11 protein-coding genes are annotated in these 12,746 nt (G+C 48.7%); 8 read left to right on the top strand and 3 right to left on the bottom strand.

Annotated features, from left to right (window positions below):
• Positions 1-327: 327 nt before the first annotated feature.
• Positions 328-3,804 carry a PilC family type IV pilus tip adhesin gene (gene pilC / locus HMPREF2608_RS00460; protein ID WP_283122268.1) on the top strand — a complete coding sequence of 1,159 codons (3,477 nt, stop codon included), beginning with the start codon at positions 328-330 and terminating at the stop codon, positions 3,802-3,804.
• 276 nt (positions 3,805-4,080) lie between these two features.
• Here the strand turns inward: pilC and HMPREF2608_RS00455 are convergent, their stop codons facing one another.
• The 3 genes from HMPREF2608_RS00455 to tal form a co-directional block, all read right to left on the bottom strand.
• Positions 4,081-4,815, bottom strand: coding sequence for a LytR/AlgR family response regulator transcription factor (locus HMPREF2608_RS00455; protein ID WP_036493381.1), 735 nt, complete (start codon positions 4,813-4,815; stop codon positions 4,081-4,083).
• Between the two features lie 239 nt (positions 4,816-5,054).
• The gene (gene gluQRS, locus HMPREF2608_RS00450) at positions 5,055-5,942 is read right to left on the bottom strand and encodes a tRNA glutamyl-Q(34) synthetase GluQRS (RefSeq protein WP_070825602.1); all 888 of its coding nucleotides are present in this window, start codon (positions 5,940-5,942) and stop codon (positions 5,055-5,057) included.
• Between the two features lie 152 nt (positions 5,943-6,094).
• On the bottom strand, positions 6,095-7,150 hold the full coding sequence (gene tal / locus HMPREF2608_RS00445; RefSeq protein ID WP_070825601.1) for a transaldolase: 1,056 nt from the start codon (positions 7,148-7,150) through the stop codon (positions 6,095-6,097).
• A 135-nt stretch (positions 7,151-7,285) separates the two neighbouring features.
• Between tal and HMPREF2608_RS00440 the strand changes: the two genes are divergently transcribed.
• The 7 genes from HMPREF2608_RS00440 (at position 7,286) to raiA (ending at position 12,642) form a co-directional block, all read left to right on the top strand.
• Entirely contained in the window at positions 7,286-8,260 is a 975-nt protein-coding gene (locus tag HMPREF2608_RS00440; RefSeq protein WP_070825600.1) for a KpsF/GutQ family sugar-phosphate isomerase, read from the top strand.
• Positions 8,261-8,326: 66 nt separating this feature from the next.
• Positions 8,327-8,863 (top strand): KdsC family phosphatase, encoded by a 537-nt coding sequence (locus HMPREF2608_RS00435; RefSeq protein ID WP_070825599.1) that lies wholly within the window; start codon positions 8,327-8,329, stop codon positions 8,861-8,863.
• Entirely contained in the window at positions 8,860-9,441 is a 582-nt protein-coding gene (gene lptC / locus HMPREF2608_RS00430; protein ID WP_003686789.1) for an LPS export ABC transporter periplasmic protein LptC, read from the top strand. The genes HMPREF2608_RS00435 and lptC overlap by 4 nt, the downstream gene beginning before the upstream one ends.
• Positions 9,422-9,952 (top strand): lipopolysaccharide transport periplasmic protein LptA, encoded by a 531-nt coding sequence (gene lptA / locus HMPREF2608_RS00425; RefSeq protein ID WP_049328829.1) that lies wholly within the window; start codon positions 9,422-9,424, stop codon positions 9,950-9,952. The genes lptC and lptA overlap by 20 nt, the downstream gene beginning before the upstream one ends.
• A gap of 70 nt (positions 9,953-10,022) precedes the next feature.
• A complete protein-coding gene (lptB, locus tag HMPREF2608_RS00420) occupies positions 10,023-10,757 on the top strand; it encodes an LPS export ABC transporter ATP-binding protein (protein WP_063069323.1) in 735 nt (244 codons plus the stop codon).
• Positions 10,758-10,922: 165 nt separating this feature from the next.
• On the top strand, positions 10,923-12,278 hold the full coding sequence (gene rpoN / locus HMPREF2608_RS00415; protein WP_070825598.1) for an RNA polymerase factor sigma-54: 1,356 nt from the start codon (positions 10,923-10,925) through the stop codon (positions 12,276-12,278).
• 49 nt (positions 12,279-12,327) lie between these two features.
• On the top strand, positions 12,328-12,642 hold the full coding sequence (gene raiA, locus HMPREF2608_RS00410; protein WP_003748344.1) for a ribosome hibernation-promoting factor, HPF/YfiA family: 315 nt from the start codon (positions 12,328-12,330) through the stop codon (positions 12,640-12,642).
• Positions 12,643-12,746: the final 104 nt, after the last annotated feature.

The raw sequence follows: 12,746 nt of genomic DNA, 5'->3' as shown, positions 1-12,746 counted from the left end.
GCCGTAGAAGCAGTGTATTTTAAGTCAAAATGATAGGGATTTCAAGCATAGAGCAAGGAGTCGATAATTTAAAAATGTTTTACCTTTACGGGACAATCCCTTGCTTTTGGAATGCTTGATGAGTAAGGTTGAACTAAATATCCAGTCGGGCCGTCTGAAAACTGATCAGGCAGATTGTTTCATTTTTGTTGTGTTTGAAATGCAGGCATAGGGAAATTCAGCCGAATCAAACATGGAACAGGCTGTTTATGCTAAAATCGTAGCCTTATAAAAAATAAAAACAATGTCATTTCTAGCTGAGATTATCCGATGAAAAAAGAACACATTATGCAAGACGCTCCATCAGGCCGCCATCGCCTTATTCATGCAAGCGTTGCTTCCGCTTTAGCGCTTATCAGCTTTTCCGTTCAGGCAAATACGCAGCAATTTGCCAAAATTCCGTTTTACCTGCAAAACGAAACCTCCATCAACGGCCAACCCAAAGTCAAACACAATATTATGTTTTTGATTGATGACTCGGGCAGTATGTTGGCTGATGCAAAGGGTGATTATCATGTCCGTGATGAGCAAAAAAAAATCAATATTGCAAAATCGGCATTAAAGCAGGTTTTGGCGCAATATAAAGATCAGTTTAACTGGGGTTTGCAGACTTTGCACAATAATCCTCGGTATTGGAAATGGGATGAGAAAAAAAGGAAAGAGAATAATGCTCTTTACGCATATGCAGAACTGCCTAGCCCCGACGATACCAAAGGCGATATGAAGGATTCTGAAGGCTTTACGGATGGTTCTGCCGGTCGAAACTGGGAATATGTCAGTAAAAAGGTAGATGAGATGTTGGCTTACCAAGCTACGCCGACAACGCGCCGTTATTATGAAGTCGTCAAAAATTTCGTTATCCCCAATATCAAATACCGTTGCCAGAAGTCCTATGTCGTTGTGGTATCTGATGGTGATGCGAACTTAAGTTGTAGTAATCAGGCTTCTGGTGAGGATCCGCGTAAATCTCGTAATACTAGCTTCAACTATGATCGAAATTATTATTATTCAAACTATTACCGTGCTATTGAGCATAGTGCGGATACGTCTGTATATCAATATTTTGGGCCGTCTGAAGTAAAAGCTTATGAAGATAAATATGGGCAAGGTAAGAAATTTTCAGGAAACGGCCTTGAAGGAAATTTTGATCTGCCAAATTATGATCCGCGATTGAATACTCCTGAAGGGGAGAAAAAGTTTCAATGTCAATATACTGATTATGCAAAAGATGCTTCAGGGAATTGGGTTCTTTTAGGTGAAAAAGATGGTAAGAAAGAAGTCCAAGGCCTTGGCGAAATTATTGTTCCTTATTGGGATAGGAACTATAAGGATGAAAAACGCGGTATGCGATTCTTTAGTCAGACTTTGGCAGAAAAAGACATCAAAACAGAAAAAGATGGCAAAGATGATGCAGGTAAGAGCTGGGATGGTGATCCAAACGACCCTAAAGGTTTAGATTATAGTAAGCAATTGGTTCAGACTTTTACCGTGGGCTTTGGTGAGGGAATCTCTAAAGTCGGGAGAGAGTATCTGGAAAAGGGTGCCAGTCGCCCAGACTGGTATTTCAATGCCTCAAAACCTGAAAAGTTGCTCGATGCTTTCAAGACCATTGTCGACAATATTGAAAATGACAGTAAAATAACAAAATTTGAGGGAACATCTTCAACTGCGCCTGCAACGACCAGTACAGGTATTCCCGATATGGCGGCAACGGTTCATTTGAATACCAGCTCTTGGAGTAGTCAATTGCGGTTTTATAAATTGAACCGCGATGGTACGCCTATCAATACGACAAAGTTTGACCAGCCATCATTTAATAACCGCCTTACTTTGGTTAAGGACGGCAGCAAGACCTATTTCATCGATAGAGTTGCAGACAATGAGGCTTCAAATGCCGATTTTGGCATTTCAGACGGCAGTGCGAAAGATAAGTTGGAATGGAAAAATGCATTGCTGAAATGGACTGGTCGAGCAGGTAGTGATGAAATTATCAAAGCGGATGCGGAGACAAAAGGTTATAGCCAGTCTTATCGAATTCGTCCGACAGATTCTGCTGATTCAAGTAAAGATGAACGTAATCTAGGTGATATTTTAGATGGTTCGGTTGCAGCTATTGGCGATAAGCGCGACAACCGTCAAGAGTTTTTGGTCGCCGCTGCCAATGACGGCATGGTACATATTTTCCGTAATGGTACGACTAGCAATCCTTATGACTTGAAACTCAGCTATATTCCGGCAGGCATGGAGCGTGAGGACGATCAAGGTCAAGCGACAACTTTGGGCAAGGTTCTGAAAGATGTCGCTCGCGATGGTTACGGCTCCAGCACGCCGCACCGCTATATGGTTAATGGTGGTTTTGTTCTCCGCCAAACGCCTGATAAGCAAACCTTTATGTTTGGTGCGATGGGTCAAGGTGGACGCGGTGCGTATGCGTTGAATATTGGTGCAGTGGCGAACAGTGATCGTAGTGGTTGGAATAAGACTGTACCTTTGTTTGAAACAGAAAAAGGCTCTGGTAATAAGCTGGGGTATACCATTGGTTCGACACAAATTGGTCGTGTGTCTATCAAGCGCGATACTACCCCGGTTAATCTGGAATCGAATGTGCGTTATTCGGGTTTCTTGGCCAGCGGCTATCGTACTGAGGATGTGAACAGTGCCGACAATGAAACGGCTTTGTATATCTATGATATGACGGGTAAAGAAGCTGGTACGCAAGATACCGGTAAAAATGTTTCCAGTGCCGGCAAGCTCTTGGCTAAAATTCCTGCGCCGAATGGCAAAGGCGGTCTCTCTACTCCTACTTTGGTAGACACCGATTTTGACGGTATTGTCGATATTGCTTATGCCGGCGACCGTTACGGCAATATGTTCCGCTTTGACTTGAGTGGTGAAACTCCGTCCAAATGGTCTGCGCAAATGATTTTCCAAGGATCGGGTAATCAACCGATTACTTCTGCGCCTGCGGTATCACGCCGCAGTAAAGATAAGTATGTCGTTATTTTTGGTACGGGTAGCGAGATTTATCAGAATGAATTGACCAATACCAATGGCCAAATCAATGCCGTTTATGGTATTTACGACGATGTGTCTACTGATGAATCCAAAAAAGCAGTTTTGGCAAACAGCAGTGAGTTGGAACAGCAAACCAGAGAAAGTGACGGCGAACATATTTATGTTAGCGACAATAAGGTAGGCAAAGACAAAAAAGGCTGGAGTCTGACTTTAGATCCGAATGAACGTGTGACTGTCAAACCGACGATGATTTTGCGTACAGCCGTTGTAACCATTCGTAAGTATGAAACCAAAACAATTCATACTGATTCCTCCAGTACCGATGTTTGTTTGCCGGACAGTACATCCACACAAACGACAGCGAAAACGATTATTCTGGGCGTAAATGCCGAAAACGGCGGTCGTTTGGGCTTGCGTGATGCGCGTATCTCCCGCAAGGATCGTACATTTATCTACAAACGTGAAAATAATGGTCAGATTTATTACGCCAACGGTATGACTTTTGATGGCGTTATCAACTTTACTTATATGAATTCCAGCAAAGCTGACGATTCTCCGGTAACTGCCGATGGCGATAGTGGCGGTACAGGTACGGATAAGGAGTTGAACGCTACGCCGAGCGTGCCAAACAATAAATGTTTTGCAACCAAAGGCGATCGCAGTCTCTTGTCTAACCAACTGGTTAGCCTGGAAGTACAAGGCCGTACATGCGGACTCAAACGCATCAGCTGGCGTGAATTGTTCTTTTAATCTGTAAGGCTTAAGTATCGAGGCCGTCTGAATTTTTCAGACGGCCTTTTCTGTTGAGTGGTAGTAATTGAGAGATGCTGGATTAAAAAATGGAAAGCCTTGTTTGTGGATATAACAAGGTTTAATCAAATTGAGAGCTTGGATAAAGCCAAACGACAGACTTGGACTATTCTTTTTTTAAAATTTCTACTATTGAGCTGAGAAGTTAAAAGGCCGTCTGAAAATATCTTTTCAGACGGCCTTTGATTTAAAAAGAGCCAGTCAAGGAGTGCATTGTTAGATGCTGTTTTTAATAATTTTCCGCAGGGTGGACAGTTGCCGGCGGCTGACGGGCAATGGGGTCGGAATATCGAGAATTTTTGCGCCCCATGTGGATGCGGATTCGTCGTTTTCGTCATCGTCCAGTCGAATCAGGCTGTCGAGGGTGTGGCGGAAGACGAGGGCGTTGCGGTGGATGCGGATGACTTTGTCGCCCAGCAATTCTTCCCAGTAAACCAAGGTCTTCGGTAATTCGTAGCTGTGGCCGTCGCCGGTAAACAGATAGACGGTTTTGTGTTCCGCCATCAGGTAACGCGCCTGTTGCCATGGGATTTCAACCATGCGTTCGCGGTTGTACACTTTGAAATGGGTGAAACTGTCTGCTTTTTCGCGGTTTTTCTCGATGATGCGGTCAAGCGCGGTTTGCAGGCGGGTCATTTTGATCGGTTTGAGCAGATAGTCTGCGGCGGCCAGCTCAAACGCGCGCAGGGCGTGTTCTTCGTAGGCTGTGGTGAATACAATTTCCGGCTGGCGTTTGGCGGTACGCTTAATGCGTTCGACAAACTCGAGACCGTCGATTTCCGGCATGCCGATGTCGGCAAATACGATGTCGACTTCGTGGACACTCAGCCACTCCAATGCTGGCATGGCATGGTGAAAGACGTTGAGCAGTACGACATTGCACTCTTCCAATAATACACGTAAGCGTTCTGCTGCTAATACTTCGTCTTCTACAATAATGGCACTTGGCATAGCGGTATTCTTTTTGTTGTATCGTGGGAGATCTGCCGCGCTTTGTCATCCTCAAATAACGCGTCAGCCGTATGTTGTTACAACCTTGAAATTATCAGTTTGTGACAATTTTAGGAAATTTTTGAAATATACATGATTTTTCGCTTCTTGGGCGTGGTTTGGGATGAATCGGAAGATTACTTACATAATTTTATGAAATATTGTAATACCTAGAGTAATTTTGTTGTAATTGCGCTAATTCAGTCCGTGATAATGGACAATTTTGGGATTTTGTCCATTTGCCAGTGCGTCACCGCCCAATCGAGCAATTCTTGCGGACGGTTCATGGTAGGTGCATCGGGTAGGTTGAGGTAGGTTAGGACTTGGTGGAGAAGTTGTTCTTTTTGATTCAAATCCAAAGCCGGGGCAAGGGTTTGTTTCGACCATTTTTGCCCTTGGTTGTTGGTCAATAGGGGAAGGTGGGCGTAGGCCGGTGTGGGCACGCCGAGGCATTGTTGCAGATAGATTTGGCGTGGCGTGGAAACGAGCAAGTCCTGACCGCGGACAATATGCGTTATGCCTTGATCGGCATCGTCGGCAACCACGGCAAGCTGATATGCCCAATAGCCGTCGGCACGAAGCAGGACAAAATCGCCGATGTCGTGTGCCAGATTTTGTGCGTAATGTCCGACAATGCCGTCTGAAAAACCGATCACGCGATCGGGAGCTTGAATGCGCCATGCCGGCGTTTTGTTTTGCGTGTCGGGTCTTTGCTGAGGATTGCGGCAACGGCCGTTATATACAAATCCGTCTGCGCCATGTGTTGCCGCCGCCTGCCAGTCTTTGCGGCTGCAATAGCAAGGATACACCAGTCCGGCTGCTTTGAGGCGGTCGAGGGTGTCTTGATACAGGTCGTAACGGCGGCTTTGATAGGCGACTTCGCCATCCCACTCAAAGCCGAAAGCCTCAAGCGTGCGCAAAATGTCGGCAGCGGCGCCGGGCATTTCGCGTGGAGGATCAAGGTCTTCAATGCGGACCAGCCATTTGCCCTGATGAGCGCGTGCGTCGGCATAGGAGGCGACGGCGGTCAGTAGGGAACCGATATGAAGCAGGCCGGTAGGGCTGGGGGCGAAACGTCCTATATACATGGCAGGGTGGTTTTGTAGGGCAGGGATAGTATGCCTGCACGGTATTCAAATCGTGATAGAAAAGGGCGTGCCATACACGCCCGAATTTGGGTTTCAGACGGCCTGAGACTTTTCAAAATAATTTAAGTTTCTCAGCCGTCCGTTCAATCCGCTTAAGCCAAGGGAGCAAGCAGTTTGGCGAAAGCGTCTTCAAATTGTTTCAAACCGTCTTCCTGCAAACGAATTGCCAAAGTTTCGACATCAATGCCGAGTTTCGCGGTTTCGGCAAGTTGCGCTTGGGCTTCGTCCACACCTTCGGTCAAAGTGGCTTTGGCGGTGCCGTGGTCGATAAAGGCTTTGAGTGTGGCATCGGGAACGGTGTTGACGGTATGGGCGCCAATCAGGCTGTCAACATACAAAGTGTCAGGATAGGCAGGGTTTTTCACGCCGGTAGATGCCCATAAAAGTTGTACGCGGTTGGCACCTTTTTCGGCAAGTGCGGCAAATTCGCTGCTGCCGAAGTATTGCGCCCAATCTTGATAGGCGGCTTTGGCCAGCGCAATGGCGACTTTACCTTTGAGGTGTTCGGGCAGAGTGGTGTCCAATGCGGCATCGACACGGGAAATAAAGAAGCTGGCGACAACTTGGATATGGGAAACGTCGTGTCCTGCTTCCAAACGTTTGGCAATGCCGCGCGTGTAGGCCGCATAGGCTTTGAGGGTTTGGGTGCGGGAGAAGAGCAGGGTCAGGTTGACGCTGATGCCGTCTGAAACGAGGGTTTCAAGCGCTTCGATGCCTTCGTCGGTTGCCGGTACTTTAATCATGACATTTTTACGGCCGATGGCGGCGTGCAGGCGGCGCGCTTCTTCAACCGTGCCTTGTGCGTCTTTGGACAATTCAGGCGAAACTTCGAGGCTGACGAAGCCTGTTTTGCCACCGGTGGATTCGTGTTCGGCAAGGCACACGTCGCAAGCGGCTTGCACATCGGCAACCGCCATGGTTTCGTAGCGTTGTTTTGGCGTCAGGTCTTGTTGTTTGAGCGCGGCTACTTCATCGGCGTACAGGGAGTCTCCGGCAAAGGCTTTTTGGAAAATGGCAGGATTGGAAGTTACGCCACACACACCTTGTTTCAGCATTTCTGCCAATTCGCCGCTTTGTACCAGCGAACGGGAGAGGTTGTCCAACCAGATTTGTTGTCCTAATGCTTTAACGTCCGATAAAATAGTCATCTCTGATTCCTTTTACATAATAGGTTTGTTTGTTGAAGTGGCGGTAATGCTACGCCGATTCGATGAATTTGAACAGTTTACAGCCGATTAATTTGGGCAAAACAAACCTAAATTCAAGCACGAAAGGTGGCTTTGATGGCGGAAAACACACTTTATCTCGACTGGGCGCGCGATGTATTGAATACGGAAGCCGAAGGTTTGCGTGAAATTGCGGCGGCTTTGGATCATGATTTTGTCCGTGCGGCGGAAGCGTTGTTGCACTGCAAGGGCAGGGTCGTCATTACCGGCATGGGCAAGTCCGGACACATCGGCCGCAAAATGGCGGCAACCATGGCTTCCACCGGCACGCCTGCGTTTTTCGTCCATCCTGCCGAAGCAGCGCACGGCGATTTGGGCATGATTGTGGACCACGATGTCGTGGTTGCCATTTCCAATTCCGGCGAAAGCGATGAAATTGCAGCGATTATTCCGGCGTTGAAACGTAAAAACATCACGCTTATTTGTATCACTGCCCATCCGACTTCGACCATGGCGCGTCATGCCGATATCCATATTACCGCGGCGGTTTCCAAAGAGGCGTGCCCGCTCGGCCTTGCGCCGACTTCCAGTACGACTGCCGTAATGGCCTTGGGCGATGCGTTGGCGGTTGTCCTGCTGCGCGCACGCGCGTTTACGCCCGACGATTTTGCTTTAAGCCATCCGGCCGGTAGCCTGGGCAAACGCCTGCTTCTGCGCGTGGCGGATATTATGCACAAAGACGAAGCTCTGCCTGCCGTTTTGTTGGGTACGCCGTTGAAAGAAGCCATTGTCCGCATGAGTGAAAAAGGCTTGGGCATGTTGGCGGTAACCGATGCCGAAGGCCGTTTGAAAGGCGTATTTACCGATGGCGACTTGCGCCGTCTGTTTCAAGAACGCGACAGCTTTGCCGGTTTGAAAGTGGACGACATCATGCACGCTTCGCCGAAAACCATTTCCGCCGACCGCCTTGCCACCGAAGCTTTGAAAGCCATGCAAAGCGGCCATGTGAACGGTTTGCTGGTGGTCGAAGAAAACGGCGTGCTGATTGGTGCGCTGAATATGCACGATTTATTGATGGCACGAATTGTCTGAATCGACGGCAAAAACGTTTTCAGACGGCCTTATGCTAGAATAGGCCGTCTGAAATAAGGAAACCTTATGCAAAACCTCTCTTCCGACCTGCAACAACGCGCTTTAGGTATCAAACTGCTGATACTGGATGTGGACGGCGTTTTGACCGACGGCCGCATTTTTATCCGCGACAACGGCGAAGAAATCAAATCGTTCCACACTTTGGACGGACACGGTTTGAAAATGCTTCAGGCCGGCGGCGTGCAAACTGCGATTATTACCGGCCGCGATGCGCCTTCCGTCGGTATCCGCGTGAAGCAGCTCGGTATCAACTATTACTTCAAAGGCATTCACGACAAACGTGCCGCCTACGCCCAATTACGCGAACATGCCGGTGTGGAGGAGCATGAGTGCGCCTTTGTCGGCGACGATGTTGTCGATTTGCCCGTGATGGTGCGTTGCGGATTGGCGGTCGCCGTTCCTGAGGCGCATTGGTTCACTTTGCAATACGCCCATTATGTAACCCGACGATCCGGCGGCGCAGGTGCGGTGCGTGAAGTGTGCGATTTGATTATGCAGGCGCAAGGTACGCTTGAACCTGCTTTGAAAGAGTATGTACGATGAAAATCAGATGGCGTTACGGAATCGCCTTTCCGCTGGTGTTGGCCGTTTCACTCGGCGCACTGGCGGCGTGGCTCGGCCGCATCAGCGAAGTGCAGGTTGAAGAAGTCGTCCTCAATCCGAATGAGCCGCAATATTCGATGAAAGGCATCAACGGCAAACGTTTTGACCAAGAAGGCCGTCTGAAAGAAAACCTGAGCGCGGTCGATGCCGTCCAATATCCGAATAGCGCAGACGTGCATTTGGACAAACCACATCTTTCGTTTTACCGCGACGGCAGCCTGCTGTATGAAGTCGGCAGCGATAAGGCAGCGTACAATATTCAAAACAAAAAAGTCGTTTTTGAACAGAATGTTGTCTTAAATAAAGCGGCAGATGCCAAGCGTTTGGCCGGCATCGTCAAAACCGAACGTTTGAATGTTGATACCGAAGCGCAATACGCCCATACCGACAGCCCCGTTACTTTCCAATACGGACAGTCCGGCGGTCAGGCAAACGGCATGACTTATGACCACAAAACCGGTTTGCTGAATTTCCCTTCCAAAGTGAAAGCCACAATTTATGATACAAAAAATTTGTAAAACCTTAGCCCTTGTTGCCGTTTTTGCCGCCAGCCCGGCCTTTGCTCTGCAAAGCGACAGCAAGCAGCCGATTCAAATCGAAGCCGACCAAGGCTCGCTTGACCAAAACAACCAAAGCACCACCTTTTCCGGCAACGTCATCATCAAACAAGGCACGCTCAATATCCGTGCCGGCAGCGTGACCGTTTCGCGCAACGACAAAAGCGAGCAGTTGATGAAAGCCACCGGTTCGCCCGTCAAATTCAGCCAAGAGTTGGACGGCGGCAAAGGCGTGGTCAACGGCCAAGCCAATACTGTAACGTATTCTTCTGCAGCCAGTCTGGTTACCCTGACCGGTAATGCCAAAGTACAGCGCGGCGGCGATGTGGCCGAAGGTGCGGTCATCACTTACAACACCAAAACCGAGGTTTACACCATCAACGGCAGCGCCAAATCCGGTGTGAAATCCGCCGCCAAATCCGGCCGCGTCAGCGTGGTCATCCAGCCGTCCAGCACGCAGAAAAACAAATAAGAAAACACATAAAAAGGCCGTCTGAAAAAGGTTCAGACGGCCTGAGGTCAATATCGAAAGTCAACAGAATATGAGCGCAAACAACAGCCGTCTTGTGGTTCAAAACCTGCAAAAAAGTTTCAAAAAACGCCAAGTCGTCAAAAGCTTCTCCCTTGAAATCGAAAGCGGCGAAGTCATCGGCCTGCTCGGCCCCAACGGCGCGGGTAAGACCACCAGCTTTTACATGATTGTTGGCCTGATTGCCGCCGATGCAGGCAGCGTGATGCTGGACGGCCAAGAGTTGCGTCACCTGCCCATTCACGAACGCGCCCGCCTCGGCGTCGGCTATCTGCCGCAGGAAGCCTCGATTTTCCGCAAAATGACCGTGGAACAAAATATCCGCGCCATTTTGGAAATCAGCATAAAGGACAAAAGCCGCATCGATGCCGAACTGGAAAAACTGTTGGCAGATTTGAATATCGAGCGCCTGCGCAACAACCCTGCGCCGTCCTTGTCCGGTGGCGAACGCCGCCGTGTCGAAATCGCACGCGTGCTGGCCATGCAGCCGCGTTTCATTTTGTTGGACGAACCTTTTGCCGGCGTTGACCCGATTGCCGTCATCGATATTCAGAAAATCATCGAGTTCCTCAAATCACGCGGTATTGGCGTATTGATTACCGACCACAACGTGCGCGAAACCCTCAGCATCTGCGACCGTGCCTACATCATCAGCGACGGTACGGTATTGGCTTCAGGCAAGCCGGATGATTTGGTCAACAATGAACAAGTCCGTTCGGTTTACTTGGGTGAAAATTTCAAATATTGAATGCATATTTGACGGTATATGAGACCCTTATTTCAATTGAGGGCGGCTATAAATATTGGAATAATCACTAAAAATACAAATATAATACCTATAACCTAGTTTTTCAGACGGCCCTCCGTACAAAGGCCGTCTGAAAAACTATCCATACACTTCGAAAAAAACACTATGTCTTCACTCGTCCTTAAACTCAAACAGACCCAGCAGCTCAACCAGCGGCTGCAGCAGTCTTTGCGCATCTTACAGATGTCGGGTCTTGAGCTTGAGCGCGAAGTGGAAGACTGGTTATTAGACAATCCTCTGCTTGAGCGTCCGGAAAGCGATGAGTTTGCCGATAGCGGGCTCAATCGTGCCGTCACCATGCCGCGCGCAGGTCAGCAGTTGAGCGGCGACGATGCCGAAGATATTTGGAGCAACATCGCCGAAGAAGAGGATTTCAAACACTATCTGCATGCCCAAGTGTGCGAGCATCCGCTCTCGCAAGTGGAAGCGGCCTATGTTCATGTCTTGATTGATTTTTTGGATGAACAAGGCTACCTCACCGACAGCCTCGAAGAAATCATCGACCACACGCCGTTGGAATGGATGCTGGACGAAGAAGCCCTGCAAAATGCGCTGGATGTGTTGCAAACTTTTGATCCTCCCGGCGTGGCGGCGGCGGATTTGACCGAGTCGCTCATGTTGCAACTGATGCGTTTGCCGGCTTCTCCGGCCAGACAAATGGCCGCGCATTTGGTGCAAAGTTCGCTTCAAGACTTAGGCAAAAACCGCAAACAAAACGTTCTGCGTTTCCGTAAACTTTATCCCGATACCGACAGCAAAACCATAGAAGCCGCGCTCGATATGATTGCCGGGCTCAATCCCTATCCGGCCTACGGCTTCGCCTCTGCCACGCCTACGCCTTATATTCAGCCTGACGTTTGGGTCAAAGAGGGCAAGGACGGCTGGGAAGTCATCAGCAACGAAGCGGCTTGGCCGAAGCTGCAGCTTAATCAGGAATATTGCGACCTGATGAAATCAGAGGAAGAGGGCGCACCGGAGTGGAAGGAAAAAATCAACGAAGCCAAGCAGCGCATTGATTCTTTGGAGCTGCGTAAAAGCACGGTCCTCCGCCTTGCCGAGTATATCGTCAAAAATCAGGAAGATTTTTTCATCTTCGGAGAAATCGGCCTGTCGCCCATGCTGATGAAAGATGCCGCCGCCGAATTGGGTTTGGCGGAAAGTACCATCTCGCGTGCCGCTAATCAGAAATATTTGTCTTGCCCGCGCGGCCTGTTTGCGTTACGCTATTTCTTCACACAGGCAGTCAATGCCGACGATGACGGCGAAGGGTTCAGCCAAGGTGCAATCAAAGCCGTATTGAGCCAGCTGATTGAAAGCGAAGACAGCAGCAAACCCTATTCGGATGAGACCCTCGTCAAATTATTAAAACAACGCGGCATTGAAATCGCCAGACGTACAGTTGCTAAATATAGAGAATCATTAGACATCCCACCGGCACACAAACGAAAATTTACCGAGTAGATATATTCCGATCCGTTTTGACGGACTAACCAACCGAAGGAGCTGTATCATGAATCTGAAAATCACCGGTCTGAATTTTGATGTTACCGAAGCCATCAAAAACTACGTTTCCGACAAGTTGGCACGAATCAGCCGCCACGCCGACAACATCATCTCCGTGACCATCACGCTCTCGGTGGAAAAAGTCAGCCAGAAAGCCGAAGCTGATGTACATTTGGCAGGCAAAGATTTGCACGTTGAAGCGATTGAACAGGATATGTACGCCGCAATTGATGTTTTGATGGACAAGCTCGACCGCGCTGTTTTGAAACATAAAGAAAAAAGCGGTGATGTCCGCAGTACTGTCAAACCTGAAGCAGAATAAAATTTTTGTATGATAAAGGCCGTCTGAACATTCAGACGGCCTTTTGTTTTACTAGAAGTTTTAGACTGGCAATCTGAGACCTTTGCAAAATTCCCCAAAATCCC

It is taken from the genome of Neisseria sp. HMSC064D07 (genome assembly GCF_001837185.1).
GTDB lineage: Bacteria > Pseudomonadota > Gammaproteobacteria > Burkholderiales > Neisseriaceae > Neisseria > Neisseria flavescens_C.
The sequence above is the reverse complement of the archived record's forward strand: the minus strand, read 5'-3'. Positions and strand labels throughout refer to the sequence as shown.